This window comes from Acinetobacter sp. UBA6526 (genome assembly GCF_002434875.1).
GTDB lineage: Bacteria > Pseudomonadota > Gammaproteobacteria > Pseudomonadales > Moraxellaceae > Acinetobacter > Acinetobacter venetianus.
In genome coordinates, this window is record NZ_DJLC01000189.1 from 1 (window position 1) to 21,107 (window position 21,107).

General features: G+C 37.6%; 20 protein-coding genes. 17 read left to right on the forward strand and 3 right to left on the reverse strand.

The features are described 5' to 3' along the window. On the forward strand, positions 1-937 hold a 937-nt coding region (gene hisC, locus B4237_RS12920), incomplete at its 5' end, for a histidinol-phosphate transaminase (RefSeq protein ID WP_286943458.1). A gap of 8 nt (positions 938-945) precedes the next feature. Here hisC and B4237_RS12925 read toward each other — a convergent pair. Further along, a complete protein-coding gene (locus B4237_RS12925) occupies positions 946-2,295 on the reverse strand; it encodes an anthranilate synthase component I family protein (RefSeq protein ID WP_286943460.1) in 1,350 nt (449 codons plus the stop codon). 504 nt (positions 2,296-2,799) lie between these two features. On the opposite strand from B4237_RS12925, the gene B4237_RS12930 reads away from it, so the two are divergent. The 6 genes from B4237_RS12930 (at position 2,800) to B4237_RS12955 (ending at position 10,895) form a co-directional block, all read left to right on the forward strand. Continuing rightward, the gene (locus B4237_RS12930) at positions 2,800-3,768 is read left to right on the forward strand and encodes a DUF6160 family protein (RefSeq protein ID WP_286943462.1); all 969 of its coding nucleotides are present in this window, start codon (positions 2,800-2,802) and stop codon (positions 3,766-3,768) included. Between the two features lie 272 nt (positions 3,769-4,040). Continuing rightward, positions 4,041-4,874 carry a C39 family peptidase gene (locus tag B4237_RS12935; protein ID WP_286943464.1) on the forward strand — a complete coding sequence of 278 codons (834 nt, stop codon included), beginning with the start codon at positions 4,041-4,043 and terminating at the stop codon, positions 4,872-4,874. A 42-nt stretch (positions 4,875-4,916) separates the two neighbouring features. Then, positions 4,917-6,038: a hypothetical protein gene (locus tag B4237_RS12940; protein WP_286943466.1), complete on the forward strand. Its 1,122-nt coding sequence runs from the start codon at positions 4,917-4,919 to the stop codon at positions 6,036-6,038. A gap of 12 nt (positions 6,039-6,050) precedes the next feature. Next, positions 6,051-7,715: an OmpP1/FadL family transporter gene (locus B4237_RS12945; protein WP_286943478.1), complete on the forward strand. Its 1,665-nt coding sequence runs from the start codon at positions 6,051-6,053 to the stop codon at positions 7,713-7,715. Then, entirely contained in the window at positions 7,715-8,905 is a 1,191-nt protein-coding gene (filE, locus tag B4237_RS12950) for a putative pilus assembly protein FilE (protein ID WP_286943480.1), read from the forward strand. Before B4237_RS12945 ends, filE begins: the two co-directional genes overlap by 1 nt. A 22-nt stretch (positions 8,906-8,927) precedes the next feature. Then, positions 8,928-10,895: a hypothetical protein gene (locus B4237_RS12955; protein ID WP_286943468.1), complete on the forward strand. Its 1,968-nt coding sequence runs from the start codon at positions 8,928-8,930 to the stop codon at positions 10,893-10,895. 44 nt (positions 10,896-10,939) lie between these two features. Here the strand turns inward: B4237_RS12955 and B4237_RS12960 are convergent, their stop codons facing one another. Then, positions 10,940-11,488 carry an NUDIX hydrolase gene (locus B4237_RS12960; protein WP_061398085.1) on the reverse strand — a complete coding sequence of 183 codons (549 nt, stop codon included), beginning with the start codon at positions 11,486-11,488 and terminating at the stop codon, positions 10,940-10,942. A 131-nt stretch (positions 11,489-11,619) separates the two neighbouring features. Here B4237_RS12960 and B4237_RS12965 point away from each other — a divergent pair, with 131 nt between their 5' ends. The 7 genes from B4237_RS12965 to fghA all read left to right on the forward strand — a co-directional run bounded on the left by B4237_RS12965 (position 11,620) and on the right by fghA (position 17,727). Further along, positions 11,620-12,225: a CoA pyrophosphatase gene (locus B4237_RS12965; protein WP_034604782.1), complete on the forward strand. Its 606-nt coding sequence runs from the start codon at positions 11,620-11,622 to the stop codon at positions 12,223-12,225. Positions 12,226-12,257: 32 nt separating this feature from the next. Then, on the forward strand, positions 12,258-12,785 hold the full coding sequence (locus tag B4237_RS12970; protein ID WP_161626775.1) for a gamma carbonic anhydrase family protein: 528 nt from the start codon (positions 12,258-12,260) through the stop codon (positions 12,783-12,785). 142 nt (positions 12,786-12,927) lie between these two features. Then, positions 12,928-13,626 carry a tRNA (adenosine(37)-N6)-threonylcarbamoyltransferase complex dimerization subunit type 1 TsaB gene (gene tsaB / locus B4237_RS12975; protein WP_278595104.1) on the forward strand — a complete coding sequence of 233 codons (699 nt, stop codon included), beginning with the start codon at positions 12,928-12,930 and terminating at the stop codon, positions 13,624-13,626. Between the two features lie 8 nt (positions 13,627-13,634). After that, a complete protein-coding gene (locus B4237_RS12980; protein ID WP_004881415.1) occupies positions 13,635-14,456 on the forward strand; it encodes an undecaprenyl-diphosphate phosphatase in 822 nt (273 codons plus the stop codon). Further along, the gene (locus tag B4237_RS12985) at positions 14,456-15,259 is read left to right on the forward strand and encodes a class I SAM-dependent methyltransferase (protein WP_278595103.1); all 804 of its coding nucleotides are present in this window, start codon (positions 14,456-14,458) and stop codon (positions 15,257-15,259) included. Before B4237_RS12980 ends, B4237_RS12985 begins: the two co-directional genes overlap by 1 nt. 208 nt (positions 15,260-15,467) lie before the next feature. Further along, entirely contained in the window at positions 15,468-16,913 is a 1,446-nt protein-coding gene (locus B4237_RS12990; protein ID WP_004881410.1) for a C13 family peptidase, read from the forward strand. After that, a complete protein-coding gene (fghA, locus tag B4237_RS12995) occupies positions 16,882-17,727 on the forward strand; it encodes an S-formylglutathione hydrolase (RefSeq protein WP_278595102.1) in 846 nt (281 codons plus the stop codon). Before B4237_RS12990 ends, fghA begins: the two co-directional genes overlap by 32 nt. A gap of 29 nt (positions 17,728-17,756) precedes the next feature. Here the strand turns inward: fghA and B4237_RS13000 are convergent, their stop codons facing one another. Continuing rightward, the gene (locus B4237_RS13000) at positions 17,757-18,032 is read right to left on the reverse strand and encodes a DUF2218 domain-containing protein (protein WP_004881406.1); all 276 of its coding nucleotides are present in this window, start codon (positions 18,030-18,032) and stop codon (positions 17,757-17,759) included. Positions 18,033-18,217: 185 nt separating this feature from the next. Between B4237_RS13000 and rpe the strand changes: the two genes are divergently transcribed. The 3 genes from rpe to B4237_RS13015 form a co-directional block, all read left to right on the forward strand. Beyond that, entirely contained in the window at positions 18,218-18,904 is a 687-nt protein-coding gene (gene rpe / locus B4237_RS13005) for a ribulose-phosphate 3-epimerase (protein WP_061519662.1), read from the forward strand. Positions 18,905-19,271: 367 nt separating this feature from the next. After that, complete coding sequence (locus B4237_RS13010) at positions 19,272-19,697, forward strand: hypothetical protein (RefSeq protein ID WP_286943474.1); 426 nt, start codon at positions 19,272-19,274, stop codon at positions 19,695-19,697. Between the two features lie 89 nt (positions 19,698-19,786). Next, positions 19,787-21,107 (forward strand): multicopper oxidase domain-containing protein (locus tag B4237_RS13015; protein WP_286943476.1); only part of this gene is annotated, 1,321 nt, incomplete at its 3' end.

The following is a 21,107-nucleotide window of genomic DNA, read 5'->3' on the forward strand; positions in this document are numbered from 1 at the left end:
AGCCGTGCAGGCAGTTTTAGCTAATCAAGCTGATGCTTTGCGTTTATACCCTGATCCTGATGCAACTGCTTTAAAACAGGCGATTGCCAATCAACAACATATTGATGTTGCTCAAGTCTTTGTAGGTAACGGTTCAGACGAAGTTTTAGCTCATATTTTCAAAGCATTCTTTATTCAAAAACAACCTATTCTATATCCAGATATTACCTACAGCTTTTATCCTGTTTATAGTCAGTTTTTTGGAATTGAAACTAAACAAATTCCATTAAATGATAAATTTGAAATCAATGTTGCAGATTATCAGCAAGAAAATGGCGGCATTATTATTACGAACCCAAATGCACCGACCAGTATAGCTTTAGGGTTAGCTGAGATCGAGCAAGTGTTACAAGCGAATCCAGATCAAGTGGTCGTGATTGATGAGGCTTATGTTGATTTTGGAGCAGAATCAGCGGTTCAGCTTGTTCATCGATATGACAATTTAGTGGTGTGTCAAACAACTTCAAAATCACGTTCACTGGCTGGCTTACGTGTCGGCTTTGCGATTGCACAGCCACATTTAATTGCTGCACTTGAAGCTGTGAAAAATAGTTTTAACTCTTATCCAATAGATCGTTTTGCTATTGCAGCAGCGGTTGCATCATTTGAAGATCAAGCTTATTTTGTGCAGCAATGCCAAAAAGTGATCGAAAGTCGTGAACTTATTGTGAATGATTTGACTGCGCTTGGCTTTAATATCTTGCCATCCAAAGCTAATTTTATATTTGCGACGCATCCTCAGCATGATGCAGGGCAGCTTGCTCAACAGTTGCGTGAGCAGGGAATTATTGTTCGTTATTTTAATAAGCCGAGAATTAATCAATTCCTACGTATCACAATTGGTACAGATGAACAAAATCAGCGTTTAGTCGAGACACTTCAAACGCAAATTTTATAAGTCGCACTTTAGTTTTTAGGCTTCTGCTGTGTATTGATTAAATCAAGCATGGCAGAAATCTTATCAAAGCATTCTTGATATTCTGCTTCAGCATCAGATGCAATGGTAATTCCTCCACCAGCCCACATTGAAAGTTGATCTTGATATTTTTGAATACTACGAATCAAGATATTCCAACAACCTGTTCCATCAAAATTGAAATAACCAAGACTTCCACAGTAAGCACCGCGCGGCGCTCCTTCAAGTTCTTCAATAATTTGCATTGCTCTAATTTTTGGTGCACCTGTAATTGAACCACCAGGAAGTGCCGATAAAAGCATTTCCATAGGATGAATGTCTGGCTTTAATGTTGCTGTAATTTCGCTCACCATATGATGAACTTGGTTGAAGCTCTCAATTTCAAATAATTTAGTGGTTTGAACAGAACCAGTTTCTGCGTACAGACTCAAATCATTTCTGAGTAAATCAACGATCATGACATTTTCAGCTTGATCTTTCTGTGACTGACTTAGCTTATCCTTAGAAAGTTGATCTGCTGCTAGATCGTCAAAACGCGGCATAGTCCCCTTAATTGGACGGGTTTTTATCTGTCTATCATTTTGAAATTCTATGAATAATTCTGGAGAACAGCTTAGTAGCTCAAATTCATCAACTTTCAAGTAACCTGAGTAGGGTGCATGCGTTAGTTCCCAAAGTTTTTCAGCTTGACTCAGTAATGAACCACTCGCTTGAGCGATAAATTCTTGCGTAAGATTAATCTGGTAACAATCTCCAGCCTTAATGTATTCTTGGACTTGATTGAAAGCATTTAAATATTGTTGTTTAGACCAACGAGGATGGCATTTTTCATTTAACAACAGTCCGTCAATATCTGCGTCTTGATTGATCAAATGAGAAATATCTTGGAAAACTTCTTCTGCATTCTTATCGTGACTATAAAAATACCAAGCTTGATCATGGAGTTTTAAAAAAGTTGAATATTGACCTAAAAAAAAGCTTGGTTGGGGATGGGATTTAATATTTACAGACAAATTTGCACTATAGTCATAACCAAAGAAACCAATATATCCACCTTGAAATCCTTGATTAGTATGATTTCTGAGAACAGGGTTATTATCACAAGTGGAAAATTCTAAAATTGATGTTGGGTTCATTTCTTGTGAATAGTGATTAAAATTTTCACGATAAAATTCTTGAATATCTGAGCTTTGACCAATTAAAAACCTATTTGGTAAAAATGCAATAACAGGATGGTTGTGATCATGCAAATAAACTAAACCAGTCAATTCTTTAAGTCGAGTGATAAGGTCGAATGCTGAAATATGCTGGGTTTCAAGTTTTTGCTGAAAATGAGACATAAATTGAAAGAGGGAGAACTATTCATAGAAGTACAAATTGTACTACAGCTTCAAAAAATCTAGTTATGTTTAACATAAGTCGATCTCACAAATAAGAGATTTGTAGCCCTTATAAAAGAAGGTTTGAACATTTATTAGCAGAAAAAATAAATTAAGTGCTTTTGTTAACAACTAGCATCAAGCCTTAGCGTTCAGATAAATGGAAAGTAAATAGAAAAATAAACATATTTTTGAAAATTTGGTTTAAAAAATATCAAATAAGTTCAATTAGTTGTTTTCAGACCTTAGATACAAAAATTACGTTTAATTTTTATGCCGTTTATCGGGTTGTTTATAAAAAGGAGTTAACAGGAGTTGAACATAAAATAACAAACAGGTAATTTAGTACTTGCTAAGCGAACTACTCAAGGATTGGAAGTTCAAGTTGTCATTTAAGAATAAAACAACAGTGGACAGTTTAGAGTAGTGTAAGTCAAAAAATAAATGCTCTTGGGAGAGTGCTCAATGAAAATGTTTACTAAACTAGCTTTAGTTTCTTCAATGGCGATTAGTGCAAATGCAATGGCTATGCAAGCGATGGATGATGCTGCTCTTAGCTCTGCAACAGGTCAAGACGGTATCAATCTAGGTATCGATATTTCAAAAATTGAAATCGAAAAAGTATTAATTCACGATAACGATGGTTTAGCTACTGCTGCACTTGGTGGTACAGGTAACGCTGGTGCAATCGTTATTAAAGGCAATGGTATTGCTTCAGATGTAAATGAGACTAACGGTATTGTAATTTCTCTAAATGCATCGTCTCTTTTAGCTTCTAATAACCTTGCAGATATTGTAATTGATACTGATGCTGGTGCAGGTGGTGGTAACACTGCTTTCTTAAATGTTGCAGCTCAAGTATCTGGTTTGCAAATTGATATCGGTGAAATCGGTGTTTCTGCTTCTAATACAGCTGGTACAGGTCCTGGTATTCGTCGTGGCAATGATGATACAAACTACAATGCAATCTTATCTGGCTTATCATTGAAAACAGGTGTTACAAGCGCAAATATTCAATTAGGTGCGGCTCCACAAGGGGCTATGATTGCACTAAATACCACGATGCAGGGTGGTTTAGAGATTACTAATTTAGGTATTTTAGATAACTCTACTGCTGATGCTGCTGCAAGCCGTGACGCTGGTGAAATTCGTATTGGTAGTATTAAAGTTGCTGATGCTGGACTTACTGATTTAACTGTAAATGCTAAAGTAAGTGTATACGGTGCTTCTGCTACAACTGGTAATGGATTCCTACAAGTTATTACTGGTAATGGTGCAGCTACTCCTAAAACAGATGTTTACATTCAAAGTGTTAAGTTAGGTAGTGATGCTGCTGGTTCAATCGGTGATGTTGAAGTTCAAGGTATGCAAACTTACTACAATGTAGGCGCTGGCGATGTTGCTGGTTCTCGCATTACAATTTCTGGCCACTAAGTTTAAGCATAAAAAAAGCGCACAATGTGCGCTTTTTTTATGCTATTAAGTTTACGTGAATAAAATTCAACTTTAAATGGTTAACATTGAGCACACATTTTTATTAAAAATTAACGTAATACTTAATTTAGCTACATTTCGTCAAAAAAAACTAAAAAAATGCTGTTTTTTTCTATAAAAAAAGGTATCTTCAACATACAGGGACGTAGTGTCATCGACGCTAAGAATAAAATGAATAAGGCAAGTAGTGCCGCTGTTAAGAAAAGAGACTTATGTTAGAGATTGCTTTAGGCTCTGCATTGATGTATTACTTTACAACGCAAGCCTTTGAGATAGAAAAAAAGCCAGAAGGGACTGTATATTATACAGAAACTTTAGATTCAAGAAATCCTTCATTTACACGAAACCACCATGAAGCAGTGACGATTAAACCTGCTGTGGTTGATCAGTTTCGAGGTATTGTAAGGCAAGCTTATGACTATAGTTGTGGCTCAGCAGCTTTAACTACTCTTTTAAATGGATATGGCGGTTTAAACTTGACTGAGCAGCAAACTATGACGGGTTTGCTTCAATATGGTGAATATCAACGTATTATTGAGCGAAGAAGCTTTTCATTGCTTGATATGAAAAGATTCGTAACTGCTTTAGGTTTAAATAGTGGTGGGTATCGCGGTGAATTCTCTGACTTAATTGCTTTAAAACAACCTGCGATTGTTCCAATTACTTATGCTGGTTTTAAACATTTTGTAGTATACAAAGCGTATAAAGATGGAAGGGTGTATGTAGCTGATCCATCATTAGGTAATATCAGTTTTGATGAATCTCGTTTTAAAGAGATTTGGGATAATAATACTTTATTTATTATTGATATCCCCGAACAGTATCGTAAGAACTTTTTGGCACTGCAAGATGCAGATATGCGTCATGTAGATGACGCAACTATAAACAGATATGCTCTTGCTGAAATTCAGTTTCCAAATCAAAAAATGGAACGTATTGCTGATAAAGCATCAACGATGCGTCGAGTTTTAGATGCTGATCCTAAATCTGAAAACTACAATAAGCCAATTACGACTTATATGCGGATGTATTACAAGCGTAAATAACCAATAAATTTAGCAAATTAAATGTATAAGTAGGATGTTACAATGAATAATCAATGGATGAGTATGAGTGTGCTGGCCTTGAGTCTAAGCGCTATCACTTCAACAATTTATGCCGAAGAGCAACCTGTAGTTGCTCAAGTTGAACAAGTTCAAGCTGGAGACAGTAATGATACTGAGATACAAGATACTCAATCTGATACAAACGTTAATCCCGAAGGAAATGATGTAAATCAAGCCGCAAATGCATTACAGAAGAAAGAGGGTGATGCGACAGGCGAGACAAATTTACAAGAAGTTTTTACATCAAATGAGCGCCAATATTCTTTAATAAAAAAAGGTGTTTTTTCATCTTATTATGATATTGACTATACGTATTATCGAGATAGTCGAATTGACTTAGCAACGAATGATAGTTCAAGTTCATTAGCACGTTTGCGTGTCGAAGAAGATGCTAACCATACTTTAACAAATACTTTTACTGTGCAATATGGTGTTCTTGATAATGTAACTTTATCCGCTTCTTTACCATTAATGGCTAAAAAAGATTTATTACAAGACAAAACTGCTGCTGGTTTAGGTGATATTTCTTTTGGTGCACGTTGGGAACCATTCCCATTAAAGCAAAGCCGTCTACCTTTAGTACTTTTTGGTAACTTATCTACTAAAACTGGCGATAGTCCATACGAAATAGGCATTGATGAGCTATCAACAGGTAAAGGCTATTATTCTGTTGGTGTGGGGGCTAGTACACGTAAATATATAGATCCAGTTGTATTATTTAGTTCTGTTTCAGCTAACTATGGCCTTAAAGAGTCAGGGCTTAATCAATTACGTGGTAGCCGTACGCTTGAGAGCTTTGATCCGGGTTTAAGTGGCGGCTTCTCCTTCGGTTTTGCTTATTCATTTAACTATGATGTGTCTTTGACAATGTCTTACCAGCAAAGCTTTAATACTGGTGCTAAGTTCTATTTTAAAAATGATGAAAGTTATAAGTCAGCAGATCAAAGTAGTGCAATGCTTTCATTTGCTTTAGGGGTTCGTGTTTCGCCAGAAACTATTGTGAATGGCACAGTTGGGATAGGTTTAACAGAAGATGCCCCAGACGTATCTTTAGGTTTATCCTTCCCGCTAGATATTATAGGTTTCGGCAAAAAAATACGTTAAGGAGATATAATGGTGAAATATCCTAAATTATGTCCTTTAACACTTGGTATTTTAGTTGCAGGACTTTCGAATATTACAAATGCTCAATTAGGTCAAGATTTATCTGTCGATTTGCGCTCGCTTGCTTTGGGAAATGCAGTTACAGCTGATCCACCAGGGATTAGTGCTGTTCATTTTAATCCAGCAGCATTAACAAAAATTGATGGATTACAGACTGATGTTCAAGGTATTTTGGCAAATTTTGCTATAAAAAGAGATTACTCTGCACCAGCAGGGTATAACGTTTTTGGTTATTCAGATGATCCGTTAGTATGTAATGATGGACCAGAAAATGACTCAAGCATTTGTACTGACTTCAAAGGTACAGTCTCTGGTGATGTTGAATATGCCAGTATCTATGTTCCTATACTTAAAAAAATTGTTGATCTTGGCCCAAACTCACCTTTAGCTGCGCCAACTGCTGGTATCGCATATAAACCACCTGGTTCAAAAGTAACATACGCAACTGCAGTATACGCACCATTGGTAGCTGGTTTTGGAGCAGAAGATGGTAATCCTAGTAACTATATGGGACAACAGGTTGCTTTAGAACGTATCACATATCTTTCACCATCATTTGGTTATCAAGTTAACGATCATTTATCAATTGGTGCATCTTTTGGTATGTCATATCAAGCGATCGCAATGAAAACTGATTTAAGATTTCCAAATGAAATGATTGGGGTACTTCGTATGGTTGACGAAGTAGTATGTGGTCCTTTTAAAGACAATGGAGATATTATCACTGACTTACTTCTTTTTGGTATGTGTAATGCCAAGGAAGGAATGAATCCATTTAATAAGATGGGTGCACTGGATGTATCGTTAGAGCAATCGCTTAGTCCAAGTTATAATTTAGGGGTGCTTTGGGAGCCTACCGATGATTTTAGTTTTGGTATGGTTTATCAAAGTGAAGCTAAAATGCGTCTGCGTGGTAAGTACTTAATTAACAATGCCACTGCGCCTCAACAGCTTATTGCTGGTTTGAACTCATCTGCAACAGGCCAAATTTTAGCTGCAATTTTAGGGCTTCCTGGTTATGTTCCTAATGTAGAGTCTGGTTTAGTTGCGATGGACTTTAAATATCCACAACATTTCAAAGCTGGTATCAAATATAAAATATTTCCAGATTTACAAATGAATTTTGATATTGGTTGGACTGATTTCTCAGCATGGGATAAATTTAAATTTGAATTTGATCGACAGATTTCATTATTAAAAGTTGCAAAACTATTATCTGCAGATGTAACTGATCGTTCATTAGCGTTACCTTTAAAGTTCCAATCCTCATGGCGTTGGGGAATCGGCTTTGAGTATTCGGCAACAGATCGTTTGAAATTAAGAATTGGATATGAACCACGTACGAGTTCTATCCCTGATGATAAGCGTAATACCATGGTACCAATTAATAACGCACAGTTATTTGGTTTGGGAATAGGTTATCGTTTTGATCAGGATACGGATCTTGATCTATCGTTGGGTTTTTTACGTAGCCGCGATGATATTCCAGCAAATACAAGTAGCCTTTCAAATAAAACAGGGGTTGATAATATTTTATTAAATCCTTATGCAGGGCTGAATGTTAAAACTAATACCAAAGTCACTTTGCTTGGTATCAACTATAGAACTAGATGGTAATGCAAAATAAAAGAAATCAACGATCAAAATTCACTTTGCTGATTATGTCTATCGGTTTAGTGAGCGGATCCAATCTATATGCAGATGGTTTCTATACAATCATTGGTCCAGATGGTCGACCAATGATTGTTCCTAAAAAAGAGGAGAGAATGGAACAGGCTTTACCTAAAAATCATAGGGAACACCAGTCTAATATTTCAACCCAGCCAGTCATTTCTAATAAAGACCAGTTTGTTGTAAAAAAAACTACTGAAGAAAACGTATTAAAACAGCAGCCTCAGAATGAATCATTAGTTACCAAAGAAGAGAGCATTAGCACGAAGACTTATGAACCAATGAACTCTATTGCTTCGGATGGCGCTAACAAAATTATCTCTAAAGATCATCTTGATAGTAAAGCTATTATTGAAAAAAGTATTACATTGCCTGCATCTAATATAAATAATAAAAAAATTCAAGAACAGGCAGTAGTCGCCGTAAATAGCAAAAATACATCTGAACCTAAAGTACAAGCCGTTACAAATGTTGATGGAGTCGAATACGTAAATAGTGAGTATTTAGAAGATCAAGAGTTTAACTTAGAAGGGAAGAAAAGATTTTATGTTATGCCCGATGGAAGCGGGAGATTAGAAACGGTTGAGCGAAAAAAAGGTGTAAGCCGTTCTATGTTAGATCGCATCATGAATAGGACACCGCAATCAGATAAAGCAATTGTTTTATCTGAAAACTATATTCGTTTGTCTACTCAAGATTTAGCTTTAGCTTTTGAAAATGATCGTTGTTTTATTGAAAACTATTCAAAATCTATTAAAAAGTTAAAACCCCAAAAAGAACTTGGTCTTTGGCCAAGAAAGCCAGTAAAAGAAAAGTTTGAATATGAGTTGGTTGAACTAGATCCTTCGACTGAATATATACAGATAGAATCTTATGCATCTAATAATGAAAAACCAAATTATTATTGGCCATTGATAATATTCTTGGATGATAAGGGGTGTATTCAAGAGGGCGTGAGTGGTTTCAAAAGTGCTAATAACTCAGCAACATTATTCCAACATGCAGCTATTCAAGGTGTTATAAAGATACCATCTAATGCCCATTATATGATGATGACTCCTTTGGCATCTGCTGTAGATGTTCCAGAAAATGAACTCTCTAACCAAGGGCAACTAAGAGTCTCTGTTTTAAAGTAATTAGGATATAGGATCAAAGAATATGAAAAGGAAAATATTATTACCATTTGCATTATCAACCTTAGCTATTTTTTTAAATGGTTGTGGTGGTGAGAGTGCGAAGATAAATGAAGATCCAACAAAGGGGGTTGGAGGAGTCACAGAAAATACAAGCTGTGATGTAACAGCAACAGACTGTTTAGAGTTTGCTTTAGATTATCCTATTGCAGGGCTTAATTTCGATTGCAGTACAGATACTATTAATCATTTTGCAACAAAACTAGATGGAAATGTTGTAACTGGGGCTTGTAAGGTTGGTGATGAGGTTTCTTTTTATATTCAAGGTGAGGGTTCTCGTAAGATCGACTTAGGTACAGTAAAACTAAAAGATATATCCCCAATAAAATTAGCAACTCCACCACGTATACGTTTGATAGATATTGCTAGTGCTATAGTGGGCAAACCCCCTACAACAGTAAGTCAAAGTGATGATACAGTTCGTGTTGGTATGGCCTTAGTCAAAATATTTCAGAGCTTAGGTCTAGAGCGCGAGGATAATGTTATAGGAGATATTCAGCCAACAGAATTAACACAAGAAAAGAAAGATGAATTGGCAAACATATCGAGAGATATTAGTTCTGTTGAGCTTATCAGTGGACAATATCAAGAAATATTAGAGCCTTGGTTGAATGTAGGGCAGATGTCAGATGATGAGGCTTTCACTTTATTAAAACAACTAATAAACTTGTCTGGGACAGCTATGTGGGTTGCGGAGCAGCCACTTTTGTTAACAGGAGGAGCAGGAACATCTTCAGCTGTTGGTTTACCAGATGGTTTTTTTGGCTGTAATAAAGATATCTATGCCGATTGTATTTCATCAAAACAAAGCAATTTATTACATTCAATGGGTGATTTCATTTTATTGACAGATCGACAAGGTTATACTTTTGGATATGGTCGGCAATGGCGAGGAGCTGCAACCATTAGCGGAGGGGTTGTACAGCCCCCAATTGTTTTAACTACAAAAGAGAAGCCTAAAAAAATTAGATTAAATGCACAAAACCAATGGCTAAATACAGTTAGTAATACAATAAATACTAATCAGCCACTGAGGTTTAGTTCAACTAATAATTCTTCTGATGATCTTGTTATTAATCAAGGTAAAGTCATGGGTGATAGTACAATTGTTGGTACAGAGGATTATTATAAAGAATTTTTAGGCTTGGGTAAGAGTGTTACTATTGATAATAGTCATTTAGGTTTATGGAAGCAAACAATTGATAGTCAAACATATAAAGGAACTATCGATATTTATAAACTGAACCCAGTCAGTTATTTGTCGAAAGATATTTTTAAAACTGAGAAAAATGTTAAATTGAATCAGAATTACATTTTTCCTTTATATGCAACTTTGAATTTTAAATTTCAAGACACAAATTCTCCTGCAGTCGACTTAGGTATTGTCATTGATGAAAATGGTGATATTCGTACAGATATTAAAAGTAACTCGACCACAACTGATATGAGTGGTATTTGTGGAACTGTCAAATCTATAAATACTGACGGCACAATTACAGATAGTAATGATCAAACACAGTATCGTATTGGTACAACAGGTGGTACAAGATTTGCTACTAGTGATAGTTCTGTAACGGTTCGTATGATGTTGTCTAATATTAATTTAGGTGCTTTGGATGGTATTTATTTTGGGACAAACTTAGGTGGCATATCGAATGCAAAGATTAATTTACACAACTTACTTGCTGGACAATCAAATGGTATTAATTTATCAAATTTTGATAATGAAACTGTGTATTGGGAAAATGGGTATGCACGTGGATTGTTTACCTACATTACAGCATACGATAAATTAACTGATACGGTAAAAAATCAATATACTCCTCCTACGGATGAAGAAAGAGCTATAGCAAAACGTTATTTGGGTACGGTCAGCATCAGAGTGGCTGATCAAAGTATTGCTGAGTGTAAATCTATTAAAACAAAGTCTTAATTGTTCATTCCATAAAAAGGACCGCATCAAGCGGTCTTTTTTATTTATCCAGTATGATCAAGTCGTGTTCCAATGGTTTCTAAATGAGCTGGAAATAGTCCATCTTTACGATCTGCAAAGTAATGTTTCAATGTTTGCTCTACACTTGGAAATGCAAGCTCAGTCCAAGGAATTTCATCCTCTTCAAAAAGTCGGCATTCGAGGCTTTCTTCACCTGCTCCAAAGATACCTTCCTTAATTTTTGCTTTAAATAAAACATAAATTTGTCCAATGCGAGGGATATTGTAGGTACAGTAGAGTTGTTCGATTTCAACTTCAGCTTCGGCTTCCTCTCTTGTTTCTCGAGCGGCACCTTGCTCCATGGTTTCGAACAGTTCCATATAGCCTGCGGGTAAAGTCCACAACCCATAACGTGGCTCGATTGCTCTGCGGCAAAGTAAAACCTTATCATCCCAAAGTGCCAGAGCACCGCAAATAACCTTAGGATTCTCATAATGAATATTGCCGCAGTTGGTGCAAACAAGTCGGGTTTTATGATCACCTAATGGGATTTTTGCTTCAGTTTCATGTCCACACGCAACGCAAAAGCTCATAATTATCATCAGCGACAGAGATAACTCAGCATAACTGAATTTTTCTGACTTCGCATCATGATCTATGATTGTGGTTCAAATTTCGGCTATGATGTTTAATTAAGGGAAATAGAAAAAGAGTGATGCTTGATATGGATGAACAATCGTTAATCGAACTTTTACAACAACGGTTGCGTTTTTCCAAACGAATCCAACAAGCAGATGCCGCAGTTTTAATTGCAATTACACAAGAACAGAAACCCAAAGTTTTACTTACACGCCGCTCTATTCATCTATCACAACATGCTGGTGAGGTATCATTTCCTGGCGGGAAGCGAGATCCAAGTGATACCAGTAACATTGTGGTCGCTTTGCGTGAAGCACAAGAGGAAACAGCATTGAATCCTTTTGATGTGAAGCTTTTAGGTGATTTGCCTATTCAACGTGCTCGAAGTGGGCTTTCCGTGAAGCCGATTGTTGGCTTGATACCAGCTCAAGTTGACTTGATTGCGCAGCCAACCGAAATAGATCGGATATTCTTTGTTCCTTTGCAAGAGCTGATTGATGCACCGCCATTACCCTATGAGGTACGACTCGCTCGTCAATCGATTTATTTTCCGAGTATGCAAGTTGAAAGTGAAATTGTTTGGGGCTTAACTGCACGGATGTTAGTGTCTTTATTTCAGTATGGGTTGGGATATCAGAAAAAATGGCCTTTTTTGGTCAATCCTCCTAATTTTGGTTTAGCTAAGTTTTAAATGTTTTATTTAGATATAGAGTTATTGACATGATGTATAAATACAAAGGATTGAGTCCTAAAGCTTTACATGAACCATGGGATGGATGGGTTGCGCCTACTGCAACGGTCATTGGACAAGCTGAACTGGGTCGTCAAGTGAGCATTTGGTTTGGTGCGGTAGTCCGTGCAGATAATTGTGTGATTCGTATTGGCGATTTTTCTAATATTCAAGAGAATGCTGTTTTACATACAGATGCGGGTATTGAACTCAATATTGGTGAATATGTCACCGTTGGCCATAAAGTGATGTTACACGGTTGTACGATTGGGGATAATTCACTTATTGGGATGAATGCCGTTATTTTGAATAATGCGGTCATTGGAAAGAACTGTATTATTGGTGCAAACGCTTTAATTCCTGAAGGGAAGGTGATTCCGGATAATTCTGTGGTTATGGGATCACCAGGTAAAGTTGTTAAAACTTTAGATGAACAAGGTGCTGCAAGATTGCGTTTGAGTGCTTTGCATTATGCTGAACACTACAAAAACTTCTTAGAGTTAGAAGCATTTAGCTTCTAACTAGCTGTCTCATAAAAGATGTTCGGATTGCCAAGTCTGTACTTGGCTTTTTTGTATCTATAAAAACAGAACAACTCGCCTATCAGCTTTGAGTGGAGTATGATACTCGACGATTTTTCTCTCTTTTAGTTAAGGTTTTTGCATGAAGTTGCTTGCATTGGAATCTGCAAATGAGCAGTGTTCTGTTTCATTAATTAATGATTCTCAAGAACTCTATTTTCAGTTAGATGAGCGAGCAAAAGCCCAAACGCAAACGATATTACCTTTAACCGAACAAGCATTGTTACAGACAGCGACTCAACTTGCAGATTTAACAGCAATTGCTTTTAGTCGTGGTCCAGGTTCATTTAGCGGTGTTCGTATTAATGCCGCGGTTACACAGGCGCTAGCATGGTCGCAAGACTTACCTGTGATACCAGTTTCAAGTTTACAAGCCTTGGCACAAGCGGCATATCGTTTAACAGGTTTGCAGCAGGTAACGGCAGTTTTAGATGCGCGTATGCAAGAAGTTTATATCGCTAACTTTTGCATGGATGACCATGGCATCATGCAGGCTATAGATGAAGAAAAATTATTAAATTATGAACAAGCGACTGCTTATTGCAAGTATAAACCAGTTGGATCTGGTTCAGAATTAATTAAGCCTGAGCACATAGACTCTTCAAATATTTCCACTCAAATATCATCTGTAATAAAAATTCAGGCAACAGCCCAAGATATTGCCATGATTGCACGTATGCGCGCAGTTCAACAAGATTGGGTAGCTGCGGAGCATGCTTTGCCAGTTTATTTGCGTGATGATGCGTGGAAAAAAATTCCAGAACAAGGTAAGTCAAATTAAGGTTAACTATGGATCTTTTATTGCTTTTTAAAGCAGCGATTATGGGGTTGGTTGAAGGAATTACAGAATTTCTTCCAATTTCAAGTACAGGGCATTTGATTTTAGCTGGACAACTTCTCGATTTTTGGACAGTAGAAAAACGAGATATGTTTGCTGTGGCTGTACAGATTGGTGCAATTGCTGCGGTTATTTATGAGTACTGGGGAAAGCTTTGGGGTGCTTTGATTGGTGCATTAAAAGGGCAGGAGCAAGGTCGTCGTTTAAGTCTGAATTTGATCATTGCATCGATTCCAATTGTGATCATTGGTTTGACTTTCGGTGATGTGGTCAAGGCATATTTATTTAATGCGATTACAGTTGCAATCGCTTTGATTGTGGGTGGTTTTATTATTCTGTGGGCTGAACGCCGTCAGCATCAGATTGTAACTCAAGAAGTCGATGATCTAACTTTTAAACAAGCAACCTTAATTGGTTTGATTCAATGTTTAGCTTTGTTTCCGGGAACATCTCGTTCGGGCTCTACCATTATTGGATCGTTGTTTTTGGGTGTTTCGCGTAAAGCGGCAGCAGAGTTCTCATTCTTCTTGGGTATTCCTGTACTGATGGGTGCTGGTTTGCTCGACATGTATAAGATGCGTCATGAGCTACATAGCAATGACATGCTGGTGTTAGCAGTCGGTATTATTGTTGCCTTTATTTCTGCTTTAATCGTGATCCGTGCCTTGATTCGTTATGTGTCGAAGCATGACTTTACTGCATTTGCTTATTATCGAATCATTTTTGGTTTATTTATTCTAGCGACTTGGTGGACTGGTTGGGTGCATTGGTAATGCAAATGATTTGTCGATATCAAGCTGAATATGAAGTACAGTTTCAGCAACTACAGGCTCGTTTTACAGAGTTAAATGTTCAGCTTGAAGGCCAAACTGTCGAGAATATTAATGCTCGGTTTTTACGTCTTAACCCAGAAATGACTTTGGTATTGGATAGTGATGGTTTAAGCCTTGCAGCCAATGGCATGAAAATGCAACCTGATTGGCGCGCAGAAATTCCTAGACTTAAACGTGCAAGTTTAAAATCAGAAATGATTGCAAGAGCATGTCAGTTAGGTGAAAAGCCAACATTAATTGATGCTACCGCTGGATTGGGTCATGATAGTTTATTGATGGCTCATCTTGGGGCTGATGTCCGATTAGTCGAGCGCCATCCAATTTTGTTTGTTTTATTGGAATATAGCAAAGTTCAGGCTGAACAAGATTCTTTCTTGCAATCCACAGCGCAACGAATTCAGCTTATTTTTGCGGACTCTAATCGCTATCTAAGTCAATTGATCGAGCAAAATGAACAAGTCGATGTCGTTTATTTAGATCCAATGTTTCCTCAGCGTGATCAAAACCAACAAGCGCTTAAGAAGCAAGCACAGGTCAAAAAACAAATGCAGCTATTGCATATGTTGCTTCCCGAAGATGGAGAAATGGATTTGGGAGATCAGTTACTTGATTTAGCTAAACAAATAGCCAAAAGAGTAATTGTTAAGCGCCCACGGCATGCAGTTTATTTGGCTGAGCAAGCACCTGATCATCAGTGGTTAGGAGATGCTTGTCGTTTTGATGCATATTTTCCAAAAGGTTAAATCTGAAATCACACGCAAGTGATTGTTTAGCTTAGGTCAATGCTCGGTAAAGATTTGTGATATAGTGCAAAAGCATGATTGCTAAAAAATTCTTGTCAAGTTTACACTAGTGCAGCGCATAGCATGTTTTTGGAAAAGTGATGTTCATTCTGTAACGTTTGGCATATTTTCAGTTTAGGCTTGAAAAGAGAAACTCCCGAAGAATTTTATGATAGACCTCAAACCCTCCATTAATATCTGGCATGATTTTAAAAGTAACCAAATTGCTGGAATGTGGTTGTTTCTAGGGTCTCGTCGTTCCTTACAAGTGGTTCATCCTTCGATTACTCAACTGATTTTGTGGGGTATTTTAGGAGGTTGTACTAACTCACTCTATAGTTGGTTAGTCGCAGGGCAAATGGGAGATTTTAACTCTCAAGGTCTGATTGGCTACGCGCTTTGGCCTTTTATTGCTTTGATTGTTGGGATTTTCTTATCTCAACGTATGAACCAGCCAAGATTAATGCTTGTACCTGCATTGTTATGGTTGGTCCTCGATACAAATATTCTCTTACTACAATGTTTGATCCAGTATTTAGGATCGAATGGTTACCTCAATTTTATCCCTGATAGTATCTACAATGGTTTTCTACCACCACTCTTTGTCGGACTTTTTGTTTGGCAAAGTTTAGCTGTTATTTGGGTTTTTTCCCGTGCTTTGAATTGGCCTTGGTGGGAGCGTGCTTTAGTCTTTGTCGCAACGATCGCAACCATGGTGGTTTGGCAGCTTTCAGTAAAAGACCAGCCGATTTGGAAGGTTGAAGAAACTCCGCCTACCTTTGCAGAAGATGCTTTTTATGCACAAAGCTATTTACTGGATAAAGCACTAGATCAAGTTCAATATGGCGATATAGCACAAAGTCATTGGTATTTCCTTGGTGTCGCGGGTGATAGTTATGTGGATGTATTTAAGTCTGAAATTGAGCGTATAAGAGAGCAATTTGATACGCGTTTTGGAACGTTTGGTCGTTCTATCATGTTGATCAATAATCCTGCGACTCGTTTGGAAGTTCCAATCGCATCAAAAACCAGTATAGAACTGGCGTTACGACGTATTGGTCAGCAGATGAATCGAGACAGTGATGTTTTATTTCTCTATATGACATCACATGGCGAGCGAAATCATTTTGAAATTGAAAATGCTCCGCTAAACCTCGGTCAAGTTGATCCGAAATGGTTACGGGAGACGCTAGATAAGTCTGGTATTCGGTGGCGTGTTATTGTGATCTCTGCATGTTATTCGGGAAGTTTCATTCCTGCATTACAGTCGCCTGAAACTTTGATTATTACAGCGTCTGCAGCAGATAAGACATCTTTCGGTTGTAATAATGAAGCGGATTATACCTATTTTGGTCGTGCTTTCTTTGATTTAGCAATGCGTGAACAGTCTTCAATGAAAACAGCATTCGATCAAGCAAAGCAGACGGTCACTAAATGGGAAACATCACAAGGCTTTGAGCCTTCAGAACCACAATGGTCAATCGGACGAAATATGGAGTTGATGTTGCCACAACTTGAGCCATATTTATTTCCACAACAAAATATGACAACAACAGATATTACAAAACCACAGGATAATGAGCATGCAACTACTGCAAAAAAATCGTTGTTTTGAGGGAGAACAACGAATTTATCAAATTGACTCTCAGCATCTTAAAGGGGCAAGTAAAGTTGGTGTTTATTTACCACCTGCTGCTTTAGAAGGAAAACCATGTTCAGCATTGTTTTATCTTGCAGGTTTGACTTGTACAGAGGAAACATTTGCAATCAAAGCACATGCGCAGCGTATGGCTGCTCGTCTTAGTCTTATTTTGATTACCCCTGATACTTCTCCGCGTGGTGAAAATGTTGCGCAAGGTGATCATTGGGATATCGGGCAGGGTGCTGGTTTTTATATTAATGCGACTCAACAACCTTGGGCTGAACATTATCAAATGGAGTCTTATATTGTTGATGAGCTATATGCACATATCTTGCAGGAATTTCCAGTTATTGAAAATCAAATCGGGATATTTGGTCATTCGATGGGTGGTCATGGCGCATTAACGTTAGCATTTAAATATCCTGAACAATTTAAATCTGTATCTGCGTTTGCTCCAATCTGTGCACCGGGTATTTGTCCTTGGGGGGAGAAAGCATTTGGTCAGTATTTGGGGAATGATCAGCAGCAATGGTTAGCGCATGATGCATTGGCATTAGTTCAACAGAAAGGCCGCATTTTTGAAGAAATTTTAATTGATCAAGGTGTCGATGATCAGTTCTATAGTCAACTTAATCCTGAAAAATTCAAGCAAGCCTGCTTAGATGCTGGTCAGCCACTCACCTTGCGTTTACACAAAGGATATGATCACGGCTATTACTTTATCCAAAGTTTTGTAGATGATCACTTGCAATTTCATGCCATTCAATTAGAAAAAGTGAATGCTTAAAAGAAAAAGAAGCTCTTATGAGCTTCTTTTTAATTGTGTGTCCATTCAACATTGAACTCTTGTTGAGCCATGCGGTTTAAATGATCAATCACGACTTGCTCTAGGTGTTGAACATCATCTTGCTGATTTTCAATCAATACACCTAGATATTGCTGCTGTGGTGTCAATGTAACGGTTGCGGTAGGCATAAAAATTTTTGAGTCGGTTTCGGTCTCAGCAACTTCGAATTTATGCTTCCAATGATTGATGAGCCGTTTACTAATGCGCTTACCTTCTTGAGTTGTAATCTGTGTTGTACTATTCATATCTAAACTTCATCTTCTGATTTTCACCGATTAAAAATAGCAAAATCAGTCAGGGTTAAAAACAGCATTCATGCAACGAGCTGTTGCAAGTTTGCAATGTGGTAATAGTGTCTTTGTAACAGCCCTAAAGTAAATGAATTTGCTATAATTCATTTATCATTTTTTCAAAGTTTGCCAGGTCTTCCATGTCCAAGCCTTATTTAATTGCTCCTTCTATTTTATCTGCTGATTTTGCTCGTTTAGGTGAAGATGTAGAAAAGGTTTTAGATGCTGGTGCAGATGTTGTACATTTTGATGTGATGGATAATCATTACGTACCGAATTTAACCTTTGGTGCAGGCATATGTAAGGCGCTTAAAAATTATGGTATCAAAGCACCGATTGATGTGCACTTAATGGTGTCGCCTGTTGACCGTATGATAGATGATTTCTTGGAAGCTGGAGCTGACATTATTACTTTTCACCCAGAAGCAACAGATCATATTGATCGCTCGCTTCAGTTGATCAAGTCTGGAGGTGCGAAAGCAGGTCTGGTATTTAACCCTGCGACACCATTACATTATCTTGACTATGTACTTGATAAAGTTGATCAAATTTTATTGATGAGTGTAAACCCTGGGTTTGGCGGTCAAAAATTTATTCCAATGACCTTAGAAAAGCTGCGTCAAGCACGTCAAATTATTGATGCAAGTGGTCGTGATATTCGTTTAGAAGTAGATGGTGGTGTCGGGCCAGCGAATATTAGGGAAATTGCTGAAGCTGGTGCAGATATGTTTGTTGCAGGATCTGCGATTTTTGGTCAACCTGATTATAAAACTGTAATTGACCAAATGCGTGCAGAGCTAGCCAAAGTTGGTGCAAAACAAATTTAGTCTCTTTATCCTATTTTTCACACAAGGTTGTGGATAACTTTGTTTATAACTGGGTGGATAACCGTGTTGATAAGCAGGTGGATAAGGTGTTGTTAAATTAAACAAAATGATTTCAGTTGTTTATATTGGCAGCATATTGATGAAAAAAGGACAGCAAAATGTCCTTTTTTTGTGCGCTAAATTATTTATTTTGCTCTTATTTTACTCATTTTTTATAAAAGTTAATTTTGAATATTTAAACAGCAGCTTTGAACTAAAATAGAGCAACAGAACCTGTGAACAACATAATGTGGATTGTGCATAACTTGAAAAGAAATTATGCTATGAGCATTAAATTGATCTGTTTATTGTGAATAAGGAACACCTCGTGCAACTTCAACCAAAGTACAAACATATATGGTTTGTATTCCTGATGATATTTTTCATCGGGGGAAGTAGTGCGGCTGTTGCAGCAGTTCATACCATTCAAGCTGATGAGCAAATGGAAATCATGCCACAGCAGATGCCTTGCCATGATCAAGCAAAGACAGATCAACATAAGCACATGCAAATGTCTCATGTAGATGCTCAAATGATGGTGAAATGTCATGGTGACAACATCTCAGATGATCAGCATTGTCAAGATTGTAATCAGCCATCGCATTGTCAAAATGTTAATTTAGCACTAGATCAACAGGTGCCGACTTTATCTTTGAATTCCATTTTTGAGCTAAGTCATCATAAGAATACGGACTACCACGCTCGTCATCTTGCTGGATATTGGCAAGAAATTTTACGCCCGCCTAAAGCCTAATCTGCATTTGAGTTACCTCTTTTAGATAAGAGGGGCTAGGGGAGATTGTTCTCTCCTAAAAGTCAATTCATACAGATTGGGAAAATAAAATGTCTGCAAAAATTTATGCTGGTGTAATAGCTAGCTTCAGCTTATTGTTTGCGCCTGCCAGTTGGGCAGCGATTAAAGAATATCATTTGAATATTGATCAGGGCATGGTCAATATCACAGGGAAATCTGTCAAACGCATGACGGTGAATGGCAAATTCATTGCTCCATTACTTGAGTTTGAAGAGGGTGATGAGGCGGTTATTCATGTTCATAATCAATTAAAAGATCAAGATACCTCATTGCACTGGCATGGTCTGCTTTTACCTGGATTGATGGATGGTGTACCTGGTTTTAATGGTTTCAAAGGCATTCAACCAAATGGTAGCTTTGAATATCGTTTTAAAGTCCGTCAAAACGGAACCTATTGGTATCACGCACACAGTAAAGGTCAAGAACAAGATGGTTTATATGGCGCTTTAGTCATTTATCCGAAAGGTAAGCAGCCTGTCGCTCAGCATGAAAAAGCAGATCGTGACTATGTGGTTATGCTGTCCGACTTTCATGAAACTGATAGTGATCAAATTATGGCGAATTTGAAAAAGTCTGCTGAATACTATCAAAATCAACGTGAAACGGTGGGTGATGTTTGGCAACAAGTCAAACAAAAAGGTTTGAAAGCAACTTGGCAAGATCGTTCGATGTGGAATCAGATGCGGATGCTCAAAACCGATTTATCGGATGTCACGGGTTATACCTTTCTAGTTAATGGAAAAACTCCGCAGCAAAATTGGACAGGTGCATTTAGTTCAGGTGAAAAAGTTCGTTTACGTTTTATTAATGCATCTGCAATGTCATTTTTTGATGTACGTATTCCGAATTTGAAAATGACGGTGGTGAGTGCAGATGGTCAGCCTGTAAAACCTGTTGCTGTAGATGAATTCCGCATTGGTGCCGCTGAAACATACGATGTAATCGTTGAGCCAAAGCAAGCACATTATCAAATTGAAGCAGAGTCGATTGATCGTAGTGGTTTTGCAATTGCGACACTACAGCGTGATTCCGTCGCCCCACCAGCTCAGATTAAGATGCCAAAAGCGCGTCCACGTGCATTATTGACCATGCAAGATATGGGCATGGATCATGGTACACATGCACAGATGGATATGAAAGATATGGATCATGCTGCTCATAAACCAATCAGTACTGATCATTCAGACCATACTGCAATGAAAATGTCAGACATGGATCACTCTTCCCATGATTCTATGGGGATGGGCAAAATGAATGATATGCATCAGCAACAGATGAGTTCTCAGCATGAAAATGTGAAGGCTGAATCTGTTCAAGGTTGGGCGAATGCATCCACGCCAATAGGTCATA

Bases quoted from the DNA above. Each gene is read 5' to 3' on its own strand.
- B4237_RS12925 (WP_286943460.1), bottom strand. From the start codon at position 2,295: ATGTCTCATTTTCAGCAAAAACTTGAAACCCAGCATATTTCAGCATTC.
- B4237_RS12930 (WP_286943462.1), top strand. From the start codon at position 2,800: ATGAAAATGTTTACTAAACTAGCTTTAGTTTCTTCAATGGCGATTAGT.
- B4237_RS12935 (WP_286943464.1), top strand. From the start codon at position 4,041: ATGTTAGAGATTGCTTTAGGCTCTGCATTGATGTATTACTTTACAACG.
- B4237_RS12940 (WP_286943466.1), top strand. From the start codon at position 4,917: ATGAATAATCAATGGATGAGTATGAGTGTGCTGGCCTTGAGTCTAAGC.
- filE (WP_286943480.1), top strand. From the start codon at position 7,715: ATGCAAAATAAAAGAAATCAACGATCAAAATTCACTTTGCTGATTATG.
- B4237_RS12955 (WP_286943468.1), top strand. From the start codon at position 8,928: ATGAAAAGGAAAATATTATTACCATTTGCATTATCAACCTTAGCTATT.
- B4237_RS12960 (WP_061398085.1), bottom strand. From the start codon at position 11,488: ATGAGCTTTTGCGTTGCGTGTGGACATGAAACTGAAGCAAAAATCCCA.
- B4237_RS12965 (WP_034604782.1), top strand. From the start codon at position 11,620: ATGGATGAACAATCGTTAATCGAACTTTTACAACAACGGTTGCGTTTT.
- B4237_RS12970 (WP_161626775.1), top strand. From the start codon at position 12,258: ATGTATAAATACAAAGGATTGAGTCCTAAAGCTTTACATGAACCATGG.
- tsaB (WP_278595104.1), top strand. From the start codon at position 12,928: ATGAAGTTGCTTGCATTGGAATCTGCAAATGAGCAGTGTTCTGTTTCA.
- B4237_RS12980 (WP_004881415.1), top strand. From the start codon at position 13,635: ATGGATCTTTTATTGCTTTTTAAAGCAGCGATTATGGGGTTGGTTGAA.
- B4237_RS12985 (WP_278595103.1), top strand. From the start codon at position 14,456: ATGCAAATGATTTGTCGATATCAAGCTGAATATGAAGTACAGTTTCAG.
- B4237_RS12990 (WP_004881410.1), top strand. From the start codon at position 15,468: ATGATAGACCTCAAACCCTCCATTAATATCTGGCATGATTTTAAAAGT.
- fghA (WP_278595102.1), top strand. From the start codon at position 16,882: ATGCAACTACTGCAAAAAAATCGTTGTTTTGAGGGAGAACAACGAATT.
- B4237_RS13000 (WP_004881406.1), bottom strand. From the start codon at position 18,032: ATGAATAGTACAACACAGATTACAACTCAAGAAGGTAAGCGCATTAGT.
- rpe (WP_061519662.1), top strand. From the start codon at position 18,218: ATGTCCAAGCCTTATTTAATTGCTCCTTCTATTTTATCTGCTGATTTT.